This window comes from Cryomorphaceae bacterium (genome assembly GCA_017798125.1).
Classification (GTDB): domain Bacteria; phylum Bacteroidota; class Bacteroidia; order Flavobacteriales; family ECT2AJA-044; genus ECT2AJA-044.
Genome location: CP059070.1, coordinates 2,161,435 through 2,184,277 on the forward strand (window position 1 = coordinate 2,161,435; position 22,843 = coordinate 2,184,277).

Here is a 22,843-nt window from a genome sequence, read left to right on the forward strand (position 1 = left end):
CTTACTTCTTGACCACGTTGACCAAGGTCACGTCGAAGACCAAAGTTGAATTTGGTGGAATGAAGCCTGGGTAACCACGCTCTCCATAAGCCAAGTGTGGAGGAATGATCAAGGTAGCTGAACCTCCTTGGTTCAACAGTTGAAGACCTTCATCCCATCCTGGAATAACTTGTCCAACACCACAGGTCAATGGAAGTGGTGCGTAAGGGCGTTGTGGGTTGTAGATGTTGTTGTCTTTAGCCACTTGCTCCCAGCTCGTATCAAATACTTTTCCATCGATAAATTTACCCACGTACTGTACGTTGATGCTGTCTCCCTGTGCTGGGGCGGGTCCATCACCTTGCTCGGTAATGACGTACATCAATCCGCTTTCAGTTGTTTCGCGGTTTGGATACTCATCGTTCAACCAAGCTTCGAAATCCGCTTGTGCTTTCTCAGCTGCTGCGGCCGCTTCAGCAACGATCTCCTCTTGCTTAGCAGCAAATGTTCCCGGTGCGTCAAACGCCTCTGCTGCACTTCCGATGCGCAAAATCTCAACCGTTTCCATAACATCGTTCTGAGCAATCGCATCTACTACGTCTTGTCCTTCAACGACGTGCCCAAATACACTGTGCTTGTCGTCCAACCAAGGAGTTTCCTTGTGGGTGATGAAGAATTGGCTTCCGTTTGTTCCCGGTCCTGCGTTGGCCATAGAGAGGATGCCTGAGGTATCGTGGCGCAAACTCGGATCAAACTCATCTGGGAATTTGTACCCAGGGCCACCTGATCCAGTTCCTTGAGGATCTCCCCCTTGAATCATGAAGTCAGCAATTACACGGTGGAATTTGATTCCATCGTAGTAAGGCTCTCCAGCGCCCTTGTGTGTGTTTTCAATAGCTCCTTCAGCAAGCCCTACGAAGTTTGCTACAGTCATAGGAGTCTTTTCAAACTCCAAAGCCAACAAAATATCTCCTTTGTTGGTCGTTACTTTGGCGTACATGCCCTCTTCCAAGTTCACTTCTTCACCATTTACCATTGTACTCTGATTTTGTGCTTGGCAGGAAATCATGGTCATGAATCCCATTGCCAAAACGACTGATTTCAATATGTTTTTCATTCGTTGATCGCTGTTAAGGTTACGTCAAAAATTACGGTGGCTCGGCGTGGAATTTCTCCCGGAACACCCTGCATGCCATAAGCGAGGTGCGAAGGTAGAATAAACTTGGCACTATCGCCAACGCGCATCATTTGTACTCCTTCTACTAGCCCGCGTATGGTATAGTCTTGATTCACGCGAATCACCATTTGACTGGTCCCAGCTGGTCCCAGATTTGAATCGTCTAAGAAAAAGCTCTCGTAATCAATCAAGACGACCTGGCCATCTGTTGGCTTAGGTCCGGAACCAGTCTCTCGAATAGCATATCGCAAGCCAGTTCGACTCTTGACCATGTCCAAGGAGTGCTTTTCAATGTATTCATCAATCAAACGAGCTTCTTCTTCCAGAATTCGCCGATTAGCTTCTATAATGTCTTCGGTTTGTTGGCGTTGTTGCTCTTCCGCTTTCTTTTGACCACTGCATGAAGAACACCCCGTGCATAAGCCGAGAATTAACGCCAGAACTAATGTAGATCTCATCATCACTTTCCGCTTAACTCCTCTCTGTATTGAGGTAGTAGATCAACGAATTTTTGAACCGTTTCGTCCATGCTCAAGTCACTAGCACCTCCTGCGGCGTTCTTGTGGCCACCACCATTGAAGTGGGTTCGCGCAAAGGTGTTTACGTCCCAATCCCCTTTACTTCGGAAGGAAATCTTTCGCAACCCGTCTTTATCCATGATCAGGGCGGCAAATTTTACTCCCTCAACAGAAAGTGCGTAGTTGACAAACCCTTCGGTATCTCCTTTTTCGAATTGAAAACGTTCAAGTTCTTCCGCCGTCAATCCAATGTAGGCTGTTTTGTATTCGGGTAGGACGCGGAGTTTTTCGCTCAATGCATAACCCAAGAGGCGAAGTCTTGATTCCTTGTTGTTGTCCATGACCCGGTCATAGATTTCATGAGGTTTGGCGCCGAATTCAATCAAGTCCGCTGTAATGTGATGGGTCTTAGGTGTTGTGCTCGAAAACCGGAAGCCTCCAGAATCCGTCATGATTCCTGTGTAGAGGCATTGTGCCATTTCGGCATCGATAAGCTCTTTGTCTCCCATTTCCACAATCCACTCAAAAACCAACTGACAGGTAGAGCCCACCTCTGGAACACTCCTCGTAAAGGCGGCAAACTGCTCAGGTTGTTGGTGGTGATCAATCATCATTTTAACTCCTGAACTTTTTCGGACCGGCTCTTCCATAGCACCAATTCGACTCAAGGCGTTAAAATCAAGGCAAATGATCATATCGGCCTTTTCAATCAGGTCGTTGGCCTTCTCCTCGGCCTCCGTATGGACAAGGACATCGCTATTTCCGGGCATCCACTTCAAGAAATTGGGATAATCCGTGGGAGTAATAACCTGTACGCTTTGCTTCTTTTTTCTGAGGTACCGCGCCATGGCAAGTGAGGATCCCATGGCGTCGCCATCTGGATTCTTATGCGTCGTAATGACAATGTGATGCGGTTCCTTGAAGAATGAGGCCAGTTTGTCGAGAGCGGCTTTTTCCATAGCGCCAAAAGTAGGGAAAAGGAAAGCTTTGATAAAGACATAATTAGTCCTAATTTCGCCGTCCGAAACAATCAATTGTTATGGCAACAAACAGAACATTTACCATGATCAAGCCAGATGCTGTTCAAAACGGACACATCGGTGCGATCCTCGAAAAAATCAACGCTGCTGGATTCCGTATCGTAGCGATGAAGATGACCCAATTGTCTCGTCGTGATGCTGAGCAGTTTTACGCAATCCACAGTGAGCGTCCATTCTTTGGCGAACTCGTTGAGTACATGACCAGCGGTCACATCGTAGCAGCCATCTTGGAAAAAGACAACGCAGTTGAAGACTTCCGTACGTTGATCGGAGCTACTAATCCTGCAGAGGCTGCAGAAGGTACCATTCGTAAGATGTATGCAGAGTCTATTGCTGCTAACGCGATTCACGGAAGCGATTCTGATGACAACGCTGCCATTGAAGGATACTTCTTCTTCAGCGTGCGCGAGCGCTACTAAGCGACACTAAAATGCTTTAGGAAGAGGCCGTTCTGAATAGGACGGCCTTTTTTTTGTCCTGACCGTTCTTACTTAAGGATGATTTCTTGAACGAGGGGCCGGTCCAGGTGCCCGTTGATGCGCTCTACAAGTGTGCTTCTATGGTAGTGCAGCTCATGACGCAGCACGTCATCGTCTAGCCGTACAATCAATTTGCGTTCGAGCATGAATACCTCGGAAATATGCTCTTTAAACACGGGAGGAACTTCGCTGTACCAGGCATCGATGGCTTGAGCTTGAAGCAATTTGAGCTCCATTCCGTATTCACGAGTCATGAGCTTGAGAATCTCCCCTATGGACTTTTCCTGACTTCTCATTTTACTTGCCCTCCTTCAACGGAAAACATTTGGTAGGATTCATTGAACTGCTTGACGATTTCTTCCGTCCGATCAAAATGAGTGTCCGAGAGGAATATCTGACCGAAACGATGTTCTTCAACCATTCTGATGAGTGCACTAACTCGTTGATCGTCCAATTTGTCAAAGATGTCATCCAAGAGCAAGATGGGTGTTATACCCGTCAATTCTTTGAGGAAACTAAACTGAGCCAGTTTTAGCGCAATCAGGAAGGTCTTTTGCTGTCCTTGAGACCCAGTCTTCTTAATCGGATAACCGTGTAAGGTAAATTCAAGGTCGTCTTTGTGCGTGCCCTGCGTAGTGTGCTGTCGTTGGCGGTCCACATCTCGGCATTCAAAGAGTACAAGCTGCAGGTTCTGTTCGCCCAATTTGGTCCGATATTCTATTCCAACCTCTTCCGCCCCACCACTGATATCTTGATAGTACTTTTGAAAAATGGGGATGAATCGATCTAAAAAGGCCTGACGATCAGCATGTATTCGCTCTGCCAAAGGATCGAGCTGTTCGTCATAGATCTCCAATGAGGCGGCATCAAATTTTCTATTCGCAGCAAAGTACTTGAGCAGGGAGTTTCGCTGCTGGAGTACACGATTGTATTGAAGGAGATCGTCTAGATATCGTTTGTTGCTTTGCGCTATTACTCCGTCCATGAACTTCCTTCGCACATCAGACCCTTCGAGAATCAAGTCTCGGTCCGAAGGGCTGATAATGACAAGCGGAAACAATCCAATATGCTCGGATATGCGCTCGTATTCTTTTTTGTTGCGACGAACGGATTTCTTCTGCCCCTTTTTAACACCGAGGTAAAGGTGCTCTGGACGCTCCTTCCGATCATACCAACCTTCCACAACAAAGAATTCGTCACCGTGCCGAACGTTCTGTGAGTCTACGGGATTGAAATAACTCTTGCAGAAACTCATGTAATAAACCGCATCCAGTAAATTGGTTTTACCGGATCCGTTGGGTCCGACAAAGCAATTGATTTGAGCGTCAAATTGAAGCCGAAGTTCCGGGTAGTTCTTGAACTGAACGAGTGAGAGTTCCTTTAAATACATAGAGTGGATTGGGCTGGCCTTTAGGGCCAAAAGTCCTGATCGGTAATTTGTCGAAAAAGAATTACTTTTGTGCCTCAAATTTAGAAAGATTCATGGCCAAGAAGAAGAAAAGTCAAGGAGATGAGCAGTTGGAGGCAGTCGAGCAAGCCCTCTCCAAAACCGAGCAGTACATTGAAGAGAATCAGAACGTACTGTTGATTGCTGTAGCAGCGATTGTGCTTTTGATCGGTGGATATCAAGGATATAAGTACTTCATTCAAACGCCAAAGGAAAACGAAGCGGCTACTGAGCTAGCTTGGGCGGAACGTGCATTCGAAAAGAACAATGTTGCGGGCGCTTTGAATGGCGATGGATTGAATCTCGGGTTTCTAGACGTTGCGGATGACTATAGCAGCACCAAAGCTGGAAACCTGGCAAACTACTACGCAGGAGTATCCTACATGCGTTTAGGTGACTACGTATCAGCCATTGACTACTTGGAAGAATTTGATGGAAGCGATGAAATTTTAGCTGCCGTACACCTAGGGGCTATTGGCGATTGCTTTGCTCAGATTGATCAACCGGAAGATGCGTTGGACTACTACAAAAAGGCGGTCAATGCACGTACCAACGATTTCACTACTCCATTGTATTTGATGAAAGCTGCTCAAACAGCTGAATACCTAGGGTCAAATGGAGAGGCATTGAAACTGTACTCCCAGTTGAAAAAGGAATTTCCAGAATCTCGTGATGCGCAGGATATTGATAAGTATATCGCTCGCGTTGAAGCCAAACAATAATGGCCACAGAGAACAAGAATTTATCGGACCACGATTATGACTCAATTCCGAAGGCCACTGGTTGGCGCTTCGGAATTGTTGTTTCTGAGTGGAACGAAGAGATCACTGAAGGCTTGTATAAGGGTGCTCTTGAGGCCCTCACGGCTTGTGGAGTAAGCGAAACGGACATCGAGCGTTTTGACGTCCCGGGCAGCTTTGAGTTGATTCACGGAGCAAAACTAGTGGCGGATCACAAATCAGTAGATGCCATTATTTGCTTGGGGTCTGTTATTCGCGGAGAGACAGCACATTTCGATTATGTCTGCTCTGCTGTTGCCCAAGGTATCAAAGACCTGAACATCCAGATGAGTATTCCTGTGATCTTTGGAGTGCTCACAGATGACCATATTGATCAGAGCCGTGCGCGCTCTGGCGGAAAGCACGGAAACAAAGGAGCTGAAGCGGGTGTTACTGCCGTCAAGATGGTAGCGCTGAAAAAACAGCTCTCCTGAGTTTCTTTTTATCTTTAACCCTCAAAACAAAAAACACTGCTATGAAAAAGTTCTTCTTTGCTGCAGCTCTTTGTGGCGTATTTAGCTTCACAACTGTAGCTCAAGATCTACCTGCACCTAGCCCATCTGCCACGGTAATGCAAACAGTGGGTCTAACTGATTTCACAATGGAATACTCTCGTCCAGGAGTTAAAGGACGTGACATCTTCGGTGGCTTAGTACCATATGGCGAAGTATGGCGTACTGGAGCTAATAAAGCTAACCAGTTCACTGCATCTACCGAGTTCATGTTTGGCGACACCAAGGTGGACGCCGGTACCTACAGCCTATTCTCTATTCCTGGTGAGAAAGAATGCGTTTTGATTCTGAACTCAGAAACGGAATTGTGGGGAGAAGGTGATTACGATGAGGCAAATGATGTAGCACGCTACACAGCCAAAGTTGATCGCATTCCAATGGAAGAAATGCACACAGAGCGCATGGAATTCTGGTTCAGCGATATGGATGGAGAAGGAAATGCCAAGTTGAACTTAATGTGGTCCGACTACCACGTTGCAGCTCCTCTTCAAGTTGAAGTCCATGCACGTGCTTTGGCCAATATCGATGCCGCTCTTGCTGATGAGCCAGACTGGCGCACCTATCGCAACGCGGCAAACTACTGCTTAAACTCAGGAAAAGACCTCGACAAGGGGCTGGAATGGGTCAACATGAGCTTGGCTGAAGGTGGAGATGCTAGCTGGTATACCTACTGGGTGAAAGCTGAATTGCTCCATGCTGACGGTCAAGACAAGAGCGCTAAGATGGTCGGAAAAGAGGCTGTGCGCGTAGGAGAAGAAACAGCTAAAGCTGATGGTCGTGAGTTCACATACGGACCTGGTCTCGTCGAAGAGATGAAAGGCTGGTAAGCTTTGAAGACATTAACTAAGGAAAGGCCGCTACCCTATTGGGTGGCGGCTTTTTTATTTAGACCTTTGCGGGCGATTAAAAACGAAGCTTATGTCTCAGGAACTCAGCTTTTTCCTGGTGGTTTTCACCAGTTTTTTTACCGTTATCAACCCACTCGGGGTCTTGCCTATCTTCTTGACCATGACCGATGGGCTCGACAATGTGCACCGACGAAACACGGCGCAAAAGGCCATGCTCGTATCTTTTATCACCTTGGTGCTTTTTTCATTAAGTGGTCAGGTGCTTTTCGACTTTTTCGGGATATCCGTTCACTCCTTCCGCATTGTCGGAGGAATCATCTTCTTCATGGTCGGTCAAGACATGCTTCAGGCGCGTTTGCAGCGAACTAAGGTGCCGAGCAAGCAGGTGAAGGAATACGTCGGGGATATCTCGATTACACCTTTGGCCATTCCCATGATTACAGGCCCCGGAGCCATTACTAACGCTATTGTCCTAAAAGAACAGGCCAGTGGCGCCATACAGGTTGGGGCTTTTTATGCCGGAATTTTCGCCGTGTGTTTGATCACCCTACTCCTCTTGGTCAGTGCCAATCAGATTTTAAAGGTGCTGGGGGAAACAGGAGCCAAGATCCTCATGCGAATTATGGGCCTTATTGTGATGGTCATTGCCGTAGAGTTCTTCCTGAGCGGACTGCGTCCAATCATCAAGGAGACATTGATCTACTTGCAAAGTTGATCAAGGTAGCCAGAACGGCTACAGCGGCGCAACCAATAAAGTTATACCAGAGAAACCCTACCTCGTTTCCGAAATAGAAATAGGTAAAGATTACCCCCGTTTCCGCGATGATGGCCGCGATAAACACGGGAGTCGCACGGATGAACTTCAGGAAGAAGCCGCACAGGAATACTCCTAGAACGGTCCCATAGAATAAAGAACCCAGGATATTCACCGCCTCGATCAGGTTCTCGAAGAGGTTGGCGTATACGGCAAAGAGAATAGCAAAGATTCCCCAAGCCACAGTAATGAGCTTGGAGGCCATTAAGTAGTGACGCTGACTGGCCTCAGGTTTCGCGAGTCTTTTGTAAAAGTCTATCACGGTACAACTGGCCAGTGCGTTCAATTCACTGGACGTGGAACTCATGGCAGCCGAGAAGATCACGGCAAAGAGTAAACCAACGAGTCCCGTGGGCAAATAAGTCATTACCCAAGTGATGAAGACATAGTCGTAGTCCTTGGTTTCCAGGTCCGGATTGGCGCGTTTGACCTCGTCCTTATACTCGGTACGGACCCGCTCGAGTTCGCCTTGAAGATTGTTGACGACTTCGGATATGGCGGCTGCGCGGGGCTCGTCATCGGCCCGTAGGGCCAAAACAAGCTCTTCCTGGGCGCGCTTTTTCTGTTCCCAAATGAAATCGTGCTCCATGTTGAGGGCGGCCAGGTCCGGTGCGGAATTGGTTTGAATGACTTGCGCCTGAGCGGCGCGATTAAAGAATACCGGCGGCTTTTCGAATTGATAAAAGACGAAAACCATGATCCCTACGAAGAGAATGAAGAATTGCATCGGGACTTTGAGCAGTCCGTTGAACATCAAGCCCATGCGGCTTTCGGTGAGATCCCGCCCTCCCAGGTAGCGCTGCACCTGACTCTGGTCGGTACCGAAGTAGCTGAGGAATAAGAAGACTCCACCAAAGATACCCGACCAGATGGTGTAGCGGTTGTTGAGATTAATTTCCGTATTGATGACGTTCATACGTCCCATAAAACCTGCCACATCCGTGGCTTCGCGAATGCCCATGCCGTTTGGGAGGCTGTTGAGCAGGATTCCGAAGGCGATGAACATCCCACCCATGATGATGGCCATTTGCCATTTCTGGGTTAGGCTCACGGCGCGTGTGCCGCCAGAAACGGTATAGATGATGACCAGGATTCCGACAAAGAGGTTGGTAAAGGTGAGGTTCCAGCCGAGCATCGTTGACAGGATGATGGCCGGGGCGTAGATGGTGATTCCGGCGGCTAGGCCACGTTGAATCAAGAATAAAAAGGCCGTAAAGAGCCTGGTTTTCAGGTCAAAGCGGCTTTCCAAGTATTCGTAGGCGGTGTAGACCTTCAGCTTGTAGTACAAAGGAAGTACGAAGGCCGAAAGGATGACCATGGCGATGGGTAATCCAATGTAGAACTGGACGAACTCCATTCCGCTTTCATAGGCTTTTCCTGGCGTGCTTAAGAAGGTGATGGCCGAAGCCTGTGTGGCCATGATGGATAAACCAATGGTGGCCCATCGCATCTGGTTATCTCCTTTTAGGTAGCTGTCTAAGCTGTTTTGTTGACGGGTCTTCCAAGTACCATAACCAACAATAGTCCCAAGCGTTCCGAAAAGTACGATCCAATCGAGCGTCTCCATTATTGGTATAAGGTTGTGATCCAAAGGTAGAGTGCTACCTGCAGTAGCATCACTCCCAGGACAAAGAGGTACATTCTTGGCCAGGTCTTAAATCCGGGCGGCTTACTTACGGGATCGCTCATGGTTCGTAGCTCACGATGTTGGCCAATAGTCTAAAGGCTCCTGGAACTCCTGCTGGGATTTCGCGGAAAAAGGAAATACCCGTATAGATAAAGGCTCCCTCGCCGTATTCAGCGACAATCAGACCACCGTCCTTATCGCTCTCGCCTTTGTCGGCCCAACGGAGCAAGGGCGTGTATTCTTCACTCCATTCGTTTGGAAAGTACAAACCGCGCTCCTGAACCCATCCATCGAAGTCTGTGTCGCCCAAGGCATTAGGAGTGGTCATAATGGGGTGTTCTGGAGCTAACATAGTAGCCTTAGCATATTCATCTGTTACTCGGTCGCGGCTCAAGGCAAAGCTATAAGGCCCCATATCCGCAGGGTCCACTCCCCTGCTGGTGTTGTACTGAACGATGTAGTTTCCGCCGCCTTGGACGTATTCCATGAGCAGGTCTTTTTGATACTTGAGCCAAGGCAATGTGTTGTATGCACGAATACCGGCGATGACGGCTTGAAACTGGCTTAAATCAGTTGTGGAAATGCTTGATTGGTCCAAAAGCACCACTTCATAGCCCAACTGTTCCAATCCCTTGGGGACATCGTCACCAGAGCCCATGATGTAGCCGATCTTCTCGCCTACTTTCTCCACCTCAATTCGGACAGCCTTTACCCCATTCTTAGGTAGCAAGGTTTGAATCTCAATGTGTTCGTGGTCGATTTCGGTGAACCCTTGAACCAAGGTGTCTTCATCGACATAGATAAGGGCGCTCAAGCCTGATTCCAATCCCTCATCGGAAGGAGTAACTTGAAACTTCAGGCGCTTCTCAGTTCCAGCCTCAGCAAGTTCTACGGTCATTTGCTCTGGCTCCACCGTCCAGTTTTCCGGGTAACAAGGCTCTATGAGGGCCGTCTTCTCCGAGTTGCTGTGGTTCTTCACCAGTAGCTCGACCGTGCGCGGTTCGGAGCTGGTAAATATGTAATTGTCTTCCGTGTAAGAAGCCGTTACAGCCGGTAAAACATGAACAGGTCTGTATAGTCCTCCACGAACGCGATCCGTCCATTTGTATTCCACTGGGACTATCATGCGGAAATCATGGCCGTCAATTTCAATATTGGCCCATACACTCATTGCTGGGTCTGACTCCGGCTTTCCTATGTTGTTGGGGTCATCTACCTGGAATACTCCGAAATAGGCTTTGTCTAGCCAATATGGAGTAGAATAAGCCTCAGGTGCTTTGAGCGTGAGCTTATTTTCATACATCTTGTTTTGCTCCGCTCCTTCATAAGAGGTTGATTGATCATCGCTAGCATCAACAGAATAACTCACAGGATAATCGGAACGCTTAATGAAGCTAAAGACGACTTCAAGGTCTTCCCCGGGTGCAACCGAATATACGGGAGCAATGGCTTCAACGTATACTCCGACGCAGGCCAAGATGATACGATCCAATTCACCCTGCTTGAAGGCGATATCGGCATAGTCGATCTTTTCAGAACCGAGAGATCTGCGGAGCTCGAGTAACGCTGGAATAGACTTTTCTGGGGCCGTAGCGTCGAAGTTGGATCGAATTTGCTCCCATTGATCGTGAATGCCCTGGCCGTTTTTCAAATCATCCCAGCTACGGGCAATTCCTTGAAATAGGTCTCCGTCGGTGACTTGATCTCCTTTGACATACTCGAGGTATTCCAGTTGTTCTCCACGGCTTTTCGATGAACCAAAACCCTGACTCTTATGCATGGACCGGCTCTCGGATGCAATCTCTGTATAACCCTGCCCCAAAAGTGGATTGTAGGCTCCTACATCTACCGTGAAAATTTTGTCGTCTCCAGCCGCCATGCGGTCCGGCAGGTCTCTAAACCACCAAGGGCTGGTATTCCAGTACAATCGCTTGACTTCGTGGACCGGCAATTCGCCTAATTCCTCGCTCATGAAATTCTTATCTGCTGCCGCGTCCATCGCCTCCTCAGCCAACATGGCCGAAGCGGTGTGGTGACCATGCCCAGCGCGTTCATTCGGAGGAAAACGTGTGATGATGACATCGGGCTTGAATTGACGAATCACTCGTACCGCATCGGCCAAGACCTTGTCCTTATCCCAAATCTCAAAAGTCTCTTCAGGATTCTTAGAATAACCAAAGTCTACTGCTCGAGAGAAAAACTGTTCTCCTCGATCAATGCTCCGCGCCTCAAGGAGTTCTTGCGTCCGAATGAGCCCTAGTTCTGCACCCTTCTCGGTCCCAATTAGGTTTTGACCACCGTCTCCGCGGGTTAGGGATAAATAAGCCGTTCTGGCGTAAGCTCCATTATCGAGGTAGGCAATCAGCCGTGTATTTTCATCATCGGGGTGAGCGGCCATGTAAAGAACTCGCCCGAGGTGCCCGAATTTCTCGAGTGCCAAACGTATTTCACTGGACGATAAATCGGTGCGTGTTTCTTGCGCCACGGCAATGTCGCCGAGCAGACCAATAACCAAAAGAATTCTGAGGATCTTGGGAAGCATATTGAAGGTTGTTTCGCTTAAGAAAAGCCTAAATTAGAGAAATTGTTGTGCTTATGAAGAAAGCAGTGGTGCTCTTACTTTTGGCCCTTACGGGCCGATGCGTTCAGGCGCAGACCCCTGCCCCTTGCGATACCGAAGGTCATCGCCAGTTTCATTTTTGGGTTGGTGATTGGGCGGTGTTCGATACATCCGGGGTTCAAGTTGGTGAGAATCGGGTCGATTTAATTCTCAACGACTGCGTTTTAGCCGAGAATTGGACCGCATCCGCCGGAAGTGAAGGAAAGAGCTTTAATTCATATGATCCATCGACGAATACATGGTCACAGACCTGGGTGGATGGAGCCGGCTCTACCCTCAGTTTCAAAGGACACTGGAAAGAAGACCGGATGGTCTTTATGGGACAAGGACACAATCATCAAGGCCCCATTTACTACAGAATGAATTTCATTCCCCAAGAAGACGGCAGTGTGGTTCAGCATTGGGCTGCTTCCAGTGACCTAGAAGAATGGCAGACTTTGTTTTACGGAATATACCGTCGTAAGCCATGAGGATTTGGTTGTTGTTGGTGCTCTTCGCGCATCTGGCCGTAGGCCAAAATACATCGGGCGAAAAGCATAAAAAAATACACGGAGTCAGTTGGGTAGCGAGTGGATCAAAGCCTACAGCTGATGTTATGAAATCAGTTGAGGAGGCATCGGTTAACTGGCTGTGCCTCATGCCTTATGGGTTTTCTTCGAATGATGATCCGAACCTCAGATTCAACAGCGAACGTCAATGGGTCGGGGAAACAAGTGAGGGCATCCGGCACTGCACGTCCATGGCACATGATTTAGGGTATTCCGTAGCAATCAAACCGCATATTTGGCTATTCAATGGCGCCTATACGGGGCATTGGTCCTTTGATACCGAAGAAGACTGGGCAACGCTAGAGGCATCGTACACGAAGTACATCATCACCTTTGCTGAAATAGCAGAAGATGAGGGTGCCGAACTCTTTATATTGGGTACTGAACTCGAGAAATTCGTCGAGCAACGTCCCGATTATTGGTTTGATTTGATTGATTCTGTTCGGGCCGTGTATTCGGGTATGGTCACCTACGCTGCGAATTGGGACGAATACGACCACGTTCCGTTTTGGAAGGAATTAGATTACATCGGTATCGACGCCTACTTTCCTTTGACGGATAATCCTAAAGCCACTGCTGAGAAAATTCGAAAGATCTGGCTTAAACAATATGCGGTCATCGATGGTTTTGCCAATGAGGTGGAGAGGCCTGTACTTTTTACAGAATACGGCTATCGCTCTGTATATGGAGGCTTTACGGAGCCTTGGGATTCGAGTCGTCGGAAGGAGTATGACATAGCTACGCAGCTGAATGGATATATCGGATTGTACAATGCCGTTTGGCAGCAAAAATCCTTCGCTGGGGGCTTCTTGTGGAAGTGGTTTGACCGTCCGGAAAGTGCTGGTGGAACTGGGCATACGGGATTTACACCTCAAAACAAACCCTCTTTGGAGGTCATACGTGACTATTTTACTGACGCTATTGAACCATAACTAATCGATCTAGGCCTTATCTTAGGCCTCCACTTACGTTAACTACTACTAATATTGCTATGAAACTAACCCGAATCGCAGCGCTTCTCCTTTTTGTTTTGTCGGTAGGCACAGCCTCAGCGCAAAACCGTTCTGCGCAGCAACTACACCTAAAAACAGGGGTTTACGACTGTCCAGCAAACCTGGATTCCTTCGTTCAAAACCCCTATCAAGCTGATGAATTGAGAAACGGAGTTTACTACCGCATTCTTCAATTCAATGATCTTCCTACGGCTGCAGAAAAAGCAGAAATGGAAGCAGCTGGAATCGTACTAAACACCTATCTACCCCAAAATGCTTTTCAGGCACGTATTTCTTCAGATGCGGCAATTGCCGATCTAGATCGCTGGGGTGTTCGAAGTGTTATGGTCATTGAGCCCGAATATAAAATGACGGTAAGCCTGGCCAATCGCGATTTTCCGGAACACGCTTTGAATGGTGAGAATGACATCCTACTCAGTGTCATTTACCAAAGCGACTTTACTGCAGATCAGGCATTGAACGTATTTCGCTCCGCAGGAGCAGACATCATTGGTCGTTTCTCCAAACGGAATCAAATCGAACTGTCCGTCCCCATCACCGAAATTGAAGCGATTGCCGCTCTTCCTGAAGTATACTTCGTAGAGGCCATTGACCCCACCCCTGTTCCTGAGAACGATCGTGGCCGCACCAATCACCGCGTCAATTACAATCAAAACGGATCTGTTCAATACGGTGGATTTGACGGTTCTGGCGTTGTTGTTGCCATGGGAGATGACGGAGTCATTGGGCCGCACATCGATTATGAAGGACGCGTTGACCAGCGCTATGCAGATCCTAGTTCTGGAAATCATGGGGACCATTGTGCCGGAATCATCTTTGGTTCTGGAAACTACGATCCAGACGGTCGCGGAAATGCACCCGGCGCTTACTTGTTCGCCTATGAGCCTTTTGACAATGTCGATAGCTCAGATTCGCACTACGATGTACACCAAGTTCGCATCACCTCTACTTCCTATGGAAATGGATGTAATGCGGGATACACCTCGTACGCCAGTTTTGCTGATGAAACCATTTATGACAATCCAGGCCTTATGCACGTCTTTAGTGCGGGTAACAGCGGAACGTCCAATTGTGGATACGGAGCTGGTGCTGGTTGGGGAAATATTACCGGAGGAATCAAGGTGGGTAAGAATACCTTGGCGGTAGGTAATGTCCAGTTCAACGATGCACTGGCGAACAGCAGTAGCCGTGGTCCTGCGGATGACGGTCGAATCAAACCAGATGTTTGTGCCGTAGGTACGAGCGTTTACTCTACGGTGGACGTAAATAGCTATGCTAGTTTTACAGGTACGTCTATGGCTTGTCCGGGTGTTGCTGGATCCTTGGCGACGATGTACCAAGCGTTCAAAGAAACCAACGGAGGAACGGAGCCAACTTCAGCGTTGATGAAGGGAATTCTGATGAACTCGGCAGAAGACTTGGGAAATCCAGGTCCGGATTTCCGCTATGGATATGGTCGTGTTAACGCACGACGCGCTCAGAAGACTATTCTTGAAGGAAACTTCTTCCAAGACTCTATTTCTACAGCCGAACTCGACAGTTTTAATATCACCTTGCCTGGAAGCGTTGGTGAAGTTAAAATTATGCTTTACTGGAATGATGTCGAAGGAAGTCCTTTCGCGGCTACACCATTAGTGAATGACCTGAAGTTGGTCGTGAAAGATCCTTCAGGGACTTCCTGGGATCCTTGGGTATTGGACGATACCCCAAATGCGACCAACCTTAATGCGAACGCTACACGTGGAATAGACAACATGAATAACGTTGAGCAGGTGACCTTGGACTTCCCTGCCGCTGGAACGTACACTATTGAAGTTTCTGGGGCCTCCATCCCGAATGGACCACAGCCCTATGTCGTGGTTTTTGAATATGCGATTGATGACGAAATCATCCTCACCTTCCCGAATGGCGGTGCGGCCCTTGAGCCTTCAACAACGGAAGTGATTCGCTGGGATGCGCTGAGCAATGGTAACAGCTTTACTCTAGACTACAGTGATGACAACGGAACCACTTGGAACACCATTGGTACCGCCGGTGCGACGGCTCGTTTCCGTAACTGGAGTGTACCCGCCTCTTTGGCCAGCGATGAAGTGTTGGTACGCGTTAGCCGAGGATCGGTAAGTGATGAAAGTGACAGCGTCAATACGGCTCTACGCCGTGTAGGTGGCTTCCAAGTACAGTCTATTTGCCCGGATTCCATAGCCTTTTCTTGGAATGCCGTAACCGGAGCCGCAAGCTATGAAATCATGCGGATGGATACCGCCTATATGCAAGTGGTGGGTACTTCCACGACCACAACAGGCGCCGTATTGCAACATGACCCCTCCTTGGACTACTATTATACCATACGTGCTGTCGGTCCCAACGGAGGACTTGGAGAGCGTCGTGACGCCTTCTTTGTAGGAGCGGGATTATCGAATTGTGCGTTAAACGATGATGTTCTTTTGGAGGTAATTACCCCATTTAATGGCCCACAGCCTGGATGTTCGGGAGGAGGATCTTCAGAGGTCGTCGTTCGCTTGACCAACCAGGGAGCCAACGATGTACACGGATTTAGTGCTAGTTATGTGCATGACGGAGGGACACCTGTGACTCAGACGTGGACTGATACTCTTTCGTCGGGAAGTACTATGGACGTTACATTTACTCAGTCCTTTACTCCGAATGTTGCGGGAACGAACAGTTTGGATGTATACCACAGTATTCTTTCGGATCAAAATAAATACAACGACACGGCTAAAGTCAGTTTCTACCTGCTGACTGGAAGTACAGTGTCCATGACCCCTTGGATGGACAATCTAGAATCCTTTACAGCGTGTAATACGAGCAGCGACTGCGGAGCCACCGTATGTCCCTTACCAGGCGGATGGTTGAATCTGACCAATGGAATCGACGACGATATCGATTGGAGAACAGACTTTGGTGGAACCCCATCGAACAATACAGGGCCGAATCAGGACTATAACCCAGGAACATCCAACGGGAAGTATGTTTATCTCGAAGCGTCCAATGGATGTACGGGCCAGGAAGCCATTATGTATTCTCCTTGTGTGGCCATTCCTTCAACTGGTTCATATGAATTGACTTATCGATACCACATGAATGGTACTGCAGTAGGAGAACTTCACACAGATGTTATAGTCAATGGACGTTTGATTGAAGACGTTCTTCCCGCGCTCTCCGGCGATCAAGGTTCCGCTTGGAATTTGGCAAGTTTGAGCCTAGCTCCTTACCTGGGAGATACATTAGTTGTTCGACTTAGAGGAGTTACCGGACCAGACTGGTCTTCGGACATCGCGCTGGATGACTTTAAAATCGAGGCTCCTTCAAATGCTCCATCTGCTGGATTTGACGCGAGCACGTTTGAAGGTTGCCCAGGACAAGTGGTTGATTTTATCAACACCTCCACAGGTGCGCCAACCGTTTTCGCATGGTACGTCAGTCCCGCTACCGGTTGGAGCTATGTTAACGGAACAAGTGCGACTTCCACGAATGTGAGTATTCAGTTCACTGCAGCTGGATCATATACTGTAGGTATGACCGCGGACAATGGTGTGGGTGTTGATTCTGTGGGAATTGCACAGCCTGTTTTCATCGGAAGCACCTTACTCCCCTTCTTCGAAGACTTTGAGCAGGCGTCAGGCTTTGACCGATTCCGGGTGACAAACCCAGATGGAGACATTACCTGGGAGCGCCGTTCTGCCTCCGGCAACGGAGGGAATTGGGCCGCGGGAGTAAACAACTTCAACTATTCATCTGCCCAAACTTCTGAGGTGGAAGACTGGTTGACAACCCCTACTCTTGACTTTACCGGAGCCGTAAATCCACATTTAACCTTCGATCACGCTTATGCAGGTTATAGCGTATCGCTTTACGATAGTATGGCGGTATGGGTTTCTACAGACTGTGGAGCGACCTGGTCTCGAATTGCGAGCTACGATGGATCTCCCGGAGGAAACTTTGAAACGGTTCCAAGTCAGAATACCGCATTTGCCCCATCCGCAAGCACGGATTGGTGTGGTTCGCTCAATGCCTGTACAGATATTGACCTATCGGCCTATATTGGACTAACGGACGTGCAGTTCCGATGGATTTCAAAGAGCGGTTACGGAAACAACGTATACATCGACAACATCAACATTGGACAGCCTCTCCCGGCTGCCAGCATTATTGCTAGTCAGCCTTCGGCTTGTGTGTTTGAAGGAATTGACTTTAGTGATGGTTCTGGTGGAGCGTTCTTGAATTACAATTGGGACTTTGGACCAAATGCATCTCCTCAAACAGCTACAGGGCCAGGACCGCACCAGGTATCCTTCGATGTCAGCGGTAGCATTACCGTAAACCTCTCTGCAGATAACGGAGGTGGTTCGGCCAATGCGAGTTATACCGTGCAAATTGACGCTCTAGAGTCTGCCGAGTTCACCATTGCCAACCCAAGCGTTGGAACGGTTGATTTCAACCCTATCACCGCTCAAGCTAGTGCGGATTCACTCTATTGGGACTTTGGTGACGGAAATAACTCGAGCGCCTATTCACCACAGCATACCTATGCTTCAAATGGCACATATCCTGTTGAGTTGATGCTCTGGAGTTCATGTGGCATTGACACGTACTCGCTTAACGTTTTGATTCAGGGTATCGGACTTGAGGAATGGTCTGAGGAGAGCTTCGTGCTCTTCCCTCAACCGACAAGCGATGTCATGAATCTCCAATACACGGGAACTGAGTTGAAAAGCGAAGTCGAAGTTCGCCTGATTGACGCTCAAGGACGCATTGTTCGCTCTGAAGCGGTGAACCCAAGTGATTTGAGTTCTGGATTGACTTGGTCCATTCAAGACTTGGCCGCAGGATGGTACCAAGTGCAAGCTCAAAGTGATACGCACTTCTGGCAATCACCTTTGATCAAGCAATAAGGCACACCTTATAATTTAGAAAAGCCCGCTCTTTTGAAGCGGGCTTTTTTTTATTCGTTCAAAGCAGTTGAGTCTATCGAAGGTCTTTCTCCAATTGTTTTTGAAGCTCCATGGGTTCTAGGTTGACGCGGAGGTCACCTCCCACCGCGTAACTGATCTTGCCCGTTTCTTCGGAAACGATGACGACTAAGGCATCGCTTTGTTCGCTTACCCCAAGGGCTGCGCGGTGGCGCATCCCAAAGTGGGCAGGAACATCATTGCGTTCGGTTGTTGGCAATACAGCGCGTGCTGCAATGATCTTATCGTCACGAATGATCACGGCTCCATCATGGAGCGGACTGTTCTTGGCGAAGATGCTTTCTAAGAGTCTTTTGGAAAGCCCAGCTTCGATACGGTCACCGCTGTCCGATACTTGGTTCAATTCCGAGTTTCGAGTGATGACCATGAGGGCTCCTGTTTTTTCTGCAGCCATATCCTTGGAGGCCTCGACGATGGCGTCTACGTCTACAGTATGATCTTCCGTCTCCCGGTTGAAGTTGGCAATCTGCCGCATGATGTTTCGCCGACTACTGAAACTGGTGGTTCCAATCATGAGCAGAAAACGTCTCAATTCTTGCTGGAAAACGATGATTAGTGCGATGACACCAACGCCGATGAACTGGCCGAGGATTTCGCTGAGGAGCTCCATTTTAAGGGCCTCTACGATCTTCCAAAGCAGGTAGATGGCGGTGACTCCAATTAAGATGTTGATGGCGACGGTTCCCTTGACCAGCTGGTAAAGCTGATACAGAAGGATGGCCACCAGAACGATGTCGATGATGTCCAGAATACCGAAGTCGATGAAACTCACTGACGCTTGGGCTTTGGCGCTAAGATAATCAATCGGCCCGTAGGGCCTGAAACAGCTTTACAGCTTCGACTGCTTCACGAACATCATGCGCCCGGAGAATAGCTGCACCGCGCTCTAAGGCAAAGGCATGAAGCACCGAGGTGCCATTCAGGGCTTGGGCCGCTTTGATGTCCAGCACTTTGTTGATCATGCTTTTTCGACTCACGCCAACGAGCAAGGGAACACCCAAGGCATGGAATTGCCGTAGCTCACGAAGGAGTGCATAGTTCTGATCGACGGTTTTGCCAAAACCAAAGCCTACGTCGGCGATGATGTCGTGGACCCCAAGTTCGCGTAAGGTTCGGATTTTTTGAGCTAGGTAAAGGTTGACATCGCGCACGACGTCGCCGTAGGTGGGATTGTCTTGCATGTTTTGGGGCGTGCCTTGCATGTGCATCAAGATGTAAGGAGCACGAGACTGAGCCACAAGGGGAAACATATCCGGATCGGAGCCGCCAGAGATGTCGTTGATGATGTCCGCTCCTTCCTCTAAAGCGCGGCGGGCTACCTCGGCCCGAAAGGTATCGATGCTGATGGGCGTGTCAATACCATCGGCTCGCAGGGCCAAAAGAATGCCTTCAATGCGACTCCACTCCTCCTCGACCGAAATGTCTTGAGCTCCCGGACGACTGGAGTAGGCACCGAAGTCCAGAATATGGGCTCCGGCGTCGAGGTGCTGGTCTACTTTACGGCGCACATCGTCCAGCTGCGTTGCGCGGCTTTCGGAGACAAAGGAATCGGGAGTGAGATTGACAATCCCCATCACTTTGGGTGTGGAAAAATCAAGCAATTGACCTCCGATTCGGATCGAAGGCAGTTGGCCAAAAAGTGTACCTTTGGACGACGTCATCAGCAGGAATATGAGTAAGACCGAAGCGCAGTACGACGCCGTGATTAGCGAGTGCCGCGACCTCTACACAAAGAAAGGGAAAGATTACGGAACCGCGTGGCGCATCCTGCGTTTGCCGTCCCTTACCGATCAGATTTTCATTAAAGCCCAGCGCATTCGCAGCATCGAAGACAAGGGTACCCAGAAGGTGGCCGATGGTATTCGGGGCGAGTTCATCGGGATTCTCAATTACAGCCTCATGGCCTTGATTCAAATGGATCTCGGTGTGGCGGAACAGCCCGATATGGACTTGGACGCGGCTACCGATGCTTTTGACGCACAAGCGCAAAAGGCCAAGGAGCTCATGATGGCCAAGAATCACGATTATGGGGAAGCATGGCGCGATATGCGGGTCAGTTCATTTACAGACCTGATCCTCCAGAAACTCCTGCGCATCAAACAAATTGAAGATAATGCCGGTTTAACGCTGGTATCTGAAGGGATCGATGCCAATTACTTTGACATGGTCAATTACAGCGTCTTTGCCCTGATTAAACTTAACGAAGCAGCAGCATGAATTTCCTTGTTCAATTGGTCCGCGCCTTAACCGGTGCGCTGTTTATTTTCTCCGGTTTCATTAAGCTCAACGACCCTCTGGGATTCAGCTTTAAGCTCGAGGAGTACTTCACGGTATTTGGAACCGAATTCATGGTTCCCTTGGCCTTGACCTTGGCGGTGGTCATCTGCATTTTCGAAATTGTGGTGGGCCTTGCCCTTTTGATGGGAATCTACACCAAGTGGACGCTTTGGGGCCTCTTGCTCATGATGATCTTCTTCACCTTCCTCACCTTCTACTCTGCCTATTTCAACAAGGTGACGGATTGCGGTTGCTTCGGTGACGCCATTCCGCTGACGCCGTGGGAGAGTTTTACGAAGGACGTGATCTTGAGCGCCGCGGCTATATTCCTTTTTGTCCAGGCCAAACGCATTCAGCCCTTACTAGCTGTGCCTACGGCACGAATTATCTTGACCGTTTCCATTGTCCTGCAGGCCTTTATGGCGTACTACGTCCTGAATCACCTTCCACTGATTGATTTCCGCGCCTACAAGGTGGGGACCGATATTGTAGAAGACATGACGATTCCCGAAGGAGCACCCGTTGATGAATTCGAGATTACGTGGACCTACAAGGTTGACGGTGTGGATCAAGAGTTTTCAACAGAGGACGAGCCTTGGAACATCGAAGGAGCGGAATATGTCGCTCGCGATCAGAAACTCGTCAAGGAAGGATACCACGCTCCTATTCACGACTTCACCATGGCCATTGATGACGTGGACTACACGGAAAGCCTGATGCAGGAATCCGAGTTATTCCTCTTGGTTATGTATCGCATCAACGAGGCTCCGGTGAGTCCAAAGCTGCACAAGCGCGTGAACGACTTGGTTCGCAGCTGTGATGAGGCTGGTGTCATCTTCTTGGGCATGTCCAGTTCTGGATACGATCAAGTAGAAGAATATCGTCATCAAGTACAGGCCGCCTATCAGGTTGCTTTCTGTGATGAAACCACCTTGAAGACTATTGTGCGCAGCAACCCTGGATTGGTGTACATCAAGAATGGAGTCATTGCCGCAAAATGGCATTACAACGACTTGCCTGCAGATCTGGAAGCTGCTCGTAAAGCTGTGGAAAACTAAGCTTCACCCTCATTCCATAAGACCTAGGAGCCCCGTATCTTAGCCATATGGCGAAAAGTTTGGGGTACAGTATTGCAGTGCTTTGGGGCGTGGCCACCGTCCTATTCTTGCTGTTTGCCGTTTTGCCGGGTGATCCTGCGCGCATGATGCTCGATCAACGGGAAGACGCCGAGCAATTGGCCGCTATTCGGGCCAAGTACGGCTTTGACTTGCCGCTGGGGCAACAGTACCTCTACTATCTAAATGATCTTTCTCCAGTAAGCTGGCACCATCGTCAGAACGAGGCTGCTTTAAACTACCTGGAAAAGCCTGGCTATTCCGTGCTGGTTTCCGTACCGCTTGGTGCGCACGCGTTGGCTTTAAAAGCACCTTATCTACGTGAAAGTTTTCAACGAAACGGCACTCCGGTAAGCTCCATTATAGCGGATACTCTGCCCAATACGGCTGTGCTGGCTGTTGCGAGCATTACTCTGGCCTTTATCCTAGGCGTATTCTTTGGTGTTCTTTCTGCCGTTTGGCCTAATGGCTGGCTGGATCGAGGACTTTCGGTCCTGAGTACTCTGGGGATGGCACTCCCCTCTTTCTTCTCGGCCATTTTAATGGCTTGGCTTTTTGGTTTTGTCTGGTCGGAGTGGACAGGACTCTCGATGACCGGAAGTCTGTATTCCGTGGATGATTTTGGTGAAGGCGTCTACATCAACTATAAGAACCTGATTCTTCCGGCACTCACTTTAGGGATTCGGCCACTTGCGGTGATCACGCAATTGACCAGGAGTTCTATGTTGGACGTACTAAGTCAGGACTTTGTGCGCACGGCACAGTCTAAAGGCTTGAGCCGTGTTGTAGTGGTGCTTCGCCATGCGCTCCGAAACGCCTTGACACCTGTAGTGACGGCTACCAGTGGCTGGTTTGCTTCTCTTCTGGCCGGTGCGGTCTTTGTGGAATATATTTTTGGATGGAATGGACTTGGAAAAGAAATTGTAGGTGCCTTAAATCAGTTGGACCTACCCGTTGTAATGGGTGCGGTCTTGGTGGTTGGAGCCTTATTTGTATTGATTAATCTGGGAGTCGATGTCCTTTATCGATGGCTCGACCCTCGTTTGAAAACGACGTGAT

Annotated in this window: 20 protein-coding genes; 11 read left to right on the top strand and 9 right to left on the bottom strand. The window is 48.9% G+C overall.

The features are described 5' to 3' along the window. Position 1: 1 nt before the first annotated feature. Genes HZ996_09565 through HZ996_09575 form a run of 3 tightly spaced genes read right to left on the bottom strand, consistent with a single transcriptional unit; the run spans position 2 to position 2,633 of the window. The gene (locus HZ996_09565; GenBank protein ID QTN39375.1) at positions 2 to 1,096 is read right to left on the bottom strand and encodes a peptidylprolyl isomerase; all 1,095 of its coding nucleotides are present in this window, start codon (positions 1,094 to 1,096) and stop codon (positions 2 to 4) included. Further along, a complete protein-coding gene (locus HZ996_09570) occupies positions 1,093 to 1,617 on the bottom strand; it encodes an FKBP-type peptidyl-prolyl cis-trans isomerase (protein ID QTN39376.1) in 525 nt (174 codons plus the stop codon). Before HZ996_09570 ends, HZ996_09565 begins: the two co-directional genes overlap by 4 nt. Then, a complete protein-coding gene (locus HZ996_09575; GenBank protein QTN39377.1) occupies positions 1,617 to 2,633 on the bottom strand; it encodes a bifunctional oligoribonuclease/PAP phosphatase NrnA in 1,017 nt (338 codons plus the stop codon). The genes HZ996_09570 and HZ996_09575 overlap by 1 nt, the downstream gene beginning before the upstream one ends. 80 nt (positions 2,634 to 2,713) lie before the next feature. Between HZ996_09575 and HZ996_09580 the strand changes: the two genes are divergently transcribed. After that, complete coding sequence (locus HZ996_09580; GenBank protein QTN39378.1) at positions 2,714 to 3,133, top strand: nucleoside-diphosphate kinase; 420 nt, start codon at positions 2,714 to 2,716, stop codon at positions 3,131 to 3,133. 68 nt (positions 3,134 to 3,201) lie between these two features. Here HZ996_09580 and HZ996_09585 read toward each other — a convergent pair whose 3' ends face one another. After that, entirely contained in the window at positions 3,202 to 3,489 is a 288-nt protein-coding gene (locus HZ996_09585; GenBank protein QTN39379.1) for a DUF721 domain-containing protein, read from the bottom strand. Then, complete coding sequence (locus tag HZ996_09590) at positions 3,486 to 4,583, bottom strand: DNA replication/repair protein RecF (GenBank protein QTN39380.1); 1,098 nt, start codon at positions 4,581 to 4,583, stop codon at positions 3,486 to 3,488. The genes HZ996_09585 and HZ996_09590 overlap by 4 nt, the downstream gene beginning before the upstream one ends. A gap of 92 nt (positions 4,584 to 4,675) precedes the next feature. On the opposite strand from HZ996_09590, the gene HZ996_09595 reads away from it, so the two are divergent. The 4 genes from HZ996_09595 (at position 4,676) to HZ996_09610 (ending at position 7,494) form a co-directional block, all read left to right on the top strand. After that, a complete protein-coding gene (locus HZ996_09595; protein QTN39381.1) occupies positions 4,676 to 5,362 on the top strand; it encodes a tetratricopeptide repeat protein in 687 nt (228 codons plus the stop codon). Continuing rightward, a complete protein-coding gene (locus tag HZ996_09600) occupies positions 5,362 to 5,853 on the top strand; it encodes a 6,7-dimethyl-8-ribityllumazine synthase (GenBank protein QTN39382.1) in 492 nt (163 codons plus the stop codon). Before HZ996_09595 ends, HZ996_09600 begins: the two co-directional genes overlap by 1 nt. Before the next feature lie 41 nt (positions 5,854 to 5,894). Continuing rightward, positions 5,895 to 6,758 (top strand): DUF2911 domain-containing protein, encoded by an 864-nt coding sequence (locus HZ996_09605; protein ID QTN39383.1) that lies wholly within the window; start codon positions 5,895 to 5,897, stop codon positions 6,756 to 6,758. A gap of 91 nt (positions 6,759 to 6,849) precedes the next feature. Further along, on the top strand, positions 6,850 to 7,494 hold the full coding sequence (locus tag HZ996_09610) for an NAAT family transporter (protein ID QTN39384.1): 645 nt from the start codon (positions 6,850 to 6,852) through the stop codon (positions 7,492 to 7,494). Here the strand turns inward: HZ996_09610 and HZ996_09615 are convergent. Together HZ996_09615 and HZ996_09620 are read right to left on the bottom strand one after the other, a co-directional pair. Continuing rightward, a complete protein-coding gene (locus tag HZ996_09615; GenBank protein QTN39385.1) occupies positions 7,463 to 9,160 on the bottom strand; it encodes a sodium:solute symporter in 1,698 nt (565 codons plus the stop codon). The two genes, HZ996_09610 and HZ996_09615, sit on opposite strands and share 32 nt — an antisense overlap. Positions 9,161 to 9,278: 118 nt before the next feature. Further along, complete coding sequence (locus HZ996_09620; protein ID QTN39386.1) at positions 9,279 to 11,762, bottom strand: PIG-L family deacetylase; 2,484 nt, start codon at positions 11,760 to 11,762, stop codon at positions 9,279 to 9,281. Positions 11,763 to 11,815: 53 nt separating this feature from the next. Between HZ996_09620 and HZ996_09625 the strand changes: the two genes are divergently transcribed. The 3 genes from HZ996_09625 to HZ996_09635 are packed head-to-tail and all read left to right on the top strand — an operon-like array spanning position 11,816 to position 18,314. After that, the gene (locus HZ996_09625) at positions 11,816 to 12,310 is read left to right on the top strand and encodes a hypothetical protein (GenBank protein ID QTN39387.1); all 495 of its coding nucleotides are present in this window, start codon (positions 11,816 to 11,818) and stop codon (positions 12,308 to 12,310) included. Beyond that, complete coding sequence (locus HZ996_09630; GenBank protein ID QTN39388.1) at positions 12,307 to 13,320, top strand: glycoside hydrolase; 1,014 nt, start codon at positions 12,307 to 12,309, stop codon at positions 13,318 to 13,320. Before HZ996_09625 ends, HZ996_09630 begins: the two co-directional genes overlap by 4 nt. Positions 13,321 to 13,379: 59 nt before the next feature. After that, entirely contained in the window at positions 13,380 to 18,314 is a 4,935-nt protein-coding gene (locus HZ996_09635) for a S8 family serine peptidase (protein ID QTN39389.1), read from the top strand. A 73-nt stretch (positions 18,315 to 18,387) separates the two neighbouring features. Here the strand turns inward: HZ996_09635 and HZ996_09640 are convergent, their stop codons facing one another. Both HZ996_09640 and folP read right to left on the bottom strand, forming a co-directional pair. Continuing rightward, positions 18,388 to 19,164: a TIGR00159 family protein gene (locus tag HZ996_09640; GenBank protein ID QTN39390.1), complete on the bottom strand. Its 777-nt coding sequence runs from the start codon at positions 19,162 to 19,164 to the stop codon at positions 18,388 to 18,390. A 28-nt stretch (positions 19,165 to 19,192) separates the two neighbouring features. Further along, positions 19,193 to 20,053, bottom strand: coding sequence for a dihydropteroate synthase (gene folP, locus HZ996_09645; protein ID QTN39391.1), 861 nt, complete (start codon positions 20,051 to 20,053; stop codon positions 19,193 to 19,195). A 10-nt stretch (positions 20,054 to 20,063) separates the two neighbouring features. Between folP and HZ996_09650 the strand changes: the two genes are divergently transcribed. Genes HZ996_09650 through HZ996_09660 form a run of 3 tightly spaced genes read left to right on the top strand, consistent with a single transcriptional unit; the run spans position 20,064 to position 22,842 of the window. Continuing rightward, the gene (locus HZ996_09650) at positions 20,064 to 20,609 is read left to right on the top strand and encodes a DUF1599 domain-containing protein (protein ID QTN39392.1); all 546 of its coding nucleotides are present in this window, start codon (positions 20,064 to 20,066) and stop codon (positions 20,607 to 20,609) included. After that, positions 20,606 to 21,727: a DoxX family protein gene (locus tag HZ996_09655; protein QTN39393.1), complete on the top strand. Its 1,122-nt coding sequence runs from the start codon at positions 20,606 to 20,608 to the stop codon at positions 21,725 to 21,727. The genes HZ996_09650 and HZ996_09655 overlap by 4 nt, the downstream gene beginning before the upstream one ends. Positions 21,728 to 21,774: 47 nt before the next feature. After that, complete coding sequence (locus HZ996_09660; GenBank protein QTN39394.1) at positions 21,775 to 22,842, top strand: ABC transporter permease; 1,068 nt, start codon at positions 21,775 to 21,777, stop codon at positions 22,840 to 22,842. The last annotated feature ends 1 nt before the right edge of the window (position 22,843 follow it).

Bases quoted from the DNA above. Each gene is read 5' to 3' on its own strand.
- HZ996_09565 (QTN39375.1), bottom strand. From the start codon at position 1,096: ATGAAAAACATATTGAAATCAGTCGTTTTGGCAATGGGATTCATGACC.
- HZ996_09570 (QTN39376.1), bottom strand. From the start codon at position 1,617: ATGATGAGATCTACATTAGTTCTGGCGTTAATTCTCGGCTTATGCACG.
- HZ996_09575 (QTN39377.1), bottom strand. From the start codon at position 2,633: ATGGAAAAAGCCGCTCTCGACAAACTGGCCTCATTCTTCAAGGAACCG.
- HZ996_09580 (QTN39378.1), top strand. From the start codon at position 2,714: ATGGCAACAAACAGAACATTTACCATGATCAAGCCAGATGCTGTTCAA.
- HZ996_09585 (QTN39379.1), bottom strand. From the start codon at position 3,489: ATGAGAAGTCAGGAAAAGTCCATAGGGGAGATTCTCAAGCTCATGACT.
- HZ996_09590 (QTN39380.1), bottom strand. From the start codon at position 4,583: ATGTATTTAAAGGAACTCTCACTCGTTCAGTTCAAGAACTACCCGGAA.
- HZ996_09595 (QTN39381.1), top strand. From the start codon at position 4,676: ATGGCCAAGAAGAAGAAAAGTCAAGGAGATGAGCAGTTGGAGGCAGTC.
- HZ996_09600 (QTN39382.1), top strand. From the start codon at position 5,362: ATGGCCACAGAGAACAAGAATTTATCGGACCACGATTATGACTCAATT.
- HZ996_09605 (QTN39383.1), top strand. From the start codon at position 5,895: ATGAAAAAGTTCTTCTTTGCTGCAGCTCTTTGTGGCGTATTTAGCTTC.
- HZ996_09610 (QTN39384.1), top strand. From the start codon at position 6,850: ATGTCTCAGGAACTCAGCTTTTTCCTGGTGGTTTTCACCAGTTTTTTT.
- HZ996_09615 (QTN39385.1), bottom strand. From the start codon at position 9,160: ATGGAGACGCTCGATTGGATCGTACTTTTCGGAACGCTTGGGACTATT.
- HZ996_09620 (QTN39386.1), bottom strand. From the start codon at position 11,762: ATGCTTCCCAAGATCCTCAGAATTCTTTTGGTTATTGGTCTGCTCGGC.
- HZ996_09625 (QTN39387.1), top strand. From the start codon at position 11,816: ATGAAGAAAGCAGTGGTGCTCTTACTTTTGGCCCTTACGGGCCGATGC.
- HZ996_09630 (QTN39388.1), top strand. From the start codon at position 12,307: ATGAGGATTTGGTTGTTGTTGGTGCTCTTCGCGCATCTGGCCGTAGGC.
- HZ996_09635 (QTN39389.1), top strand. From the start codon at position 13,380: ATGAAACTAACCCGAATCGCAGCGCTTCTCCTTTTTGTTTTGTCGGTA.
- folP (QTN39391.1), bottom strand. From the start codon at position 20,053: ATGACGTCGTCCAAAGGTACACTTTTTGGCCAACTGCCTTCGATCCGA.
- HZ996_09650 (QTN39392.1), top strand. From the start codon at position 20,064: ATGAGTAAGACCGAAGCGCAGTACGACGCCGTGATTAGCGAGTGCCGC.
- HZ996_09655 (QTN39393.1), top strand. From the start codon at position 20,606: ATGAATTTCCTTGTTCAATTGGTCCGCGCCTTAACCGGTGCGCTGTTT.
- HZ996_09660 (QTN39394.1), top strand. From the start codon at position 21,775: ATGGCGAAAAGTTTGGGGTACAGTATTGCAGTGCTTTGGGGCGTGGCC.